The organism is Myxococcus dinghuensis, from assembly GCF_024198235.1.
Taxonomy (GTDB): Bacteria; Myxococcota; Myxococcia; order Myxococcales; family Myxococcaceae; genus Myxococcus; species Myxococcus dinghuensis.
Window position 1 is genome coordinate 1 of sequence record NZ_JAKCFB010000121.1, and the last position, 1,187, is coordinate 1,187.

2 pseudogenes are annotated in these 1,187 nt (G+C 65.9%); both read left to right on the forward strand.

Annotation, left to right across the window (positions count from 1 at the left end):
- A pseudogene (locus LZ198_RS42790) lies at positions 1-878 on the forward strand (phage tail protein); the annotation flags it as partial.
- A 2-nt stretch (positions 879-880) separates the two neighbouring features.
- A pseudogene (locus LZ198_RS42795) lies at positions 881-1,187 on the forward strand (hypothetical protein); the annotation flags it as partial.

Genomic DNA, 1,187 nt, shown 5'->3' on the forward strand with positions numbered 1-1,187 from the left:
CCTTCGCGTCGCTGATTCAGATGGTGACGAACTTCATCCAATACGTCGCCGACGTGATTGGGCGCGTGCTGGCCCCCGTGCTGCCGATTCTGGCGTCGGTGTTCAACATGATTGCGCCGCTGCTCGATGCCGTCGGCAAGGCGCTCGAAGGCTTCTCGAAGCCCCTGGCCGCCATCGCCCCCATCTTCGAAGTGCTGGGAATGCTGCTGAAGGGCATTGCCCCGCTGATTCAAGTCATCGGCCAAATCCTCATGGCCCTGTTCCAGCCGCTGATGCTGCTCGCGGGCCCCATCCTGAAGGGGCTCTTCACCGTCATCCGCTTTGTCGCGATGGGGATTCTCTACGTGGTGAAGGGGATTGGGACGGTGTGGAACGCCATCATCGGCTTCGTCGCGGGGGTGTTCCGGACGCTGGGGAAGATTCCGCTCATCGGTGGTGCCTTCAAGAAGGTCGCCCAGGGCCTCGACAGCATGAAGATTCCCATGGAGCAGATCGACGGCGCGCTCGATGACCTGAAAAACACCAGCTATGACGCCGCCGCTGCGAACTCTGCCGCGAGCGTTGCCGCCTGGGAGAATGCCGCGGCGACGAACAAGGCCACCGAAGCGCTGACGAACGTCCCGTCGGGCTTCAAGGTGGCGCTGGCCCGCTTCAATGCGCAGGACCCGATTTCGGGCGCGGCTTCGAGCGCCGTCGGTGTGTCCCCCATCACTTCAAGCCCGGTGGTGCCCGTCAGCGGGGGCAACGTCACCGTCGGCCAGATTGTGATTCAGGGCGTGGAGGACTCAGCGGAGGCGGCGCGGCAGCTCTACGCCGAAATCAAGCGCGAGGCCCACCGCCGACGCGGCAACGGCGAGTGGCTGAGTGGGAGGTACTAGGCATGCCGTTCCTGTCCCTCAACGGAATCCCCGTGCCCGTCACCGAAGGACGTCGCAGGCAGGTGAACATCGGCACGGACTCACGCGCGTTCAGCGGGGCCTATCGGCTCGGGCGGCGTGCTGTGCGCCAGGAGTGGGAGTTCAAGACGCCCCCCTTGCCAGCGGACGACGCGCTCGCCCTGCGCGGACTGATTGCCGGGGACGGACACACGCTCGCCTTCGACGGGGACACGTACTCCAGTCGCGGACTGGGGCCTGGGACTTCCGTGGGGCTCGTCTACCCGGGCGCGCGCTTCGGCCGCGGCCTCA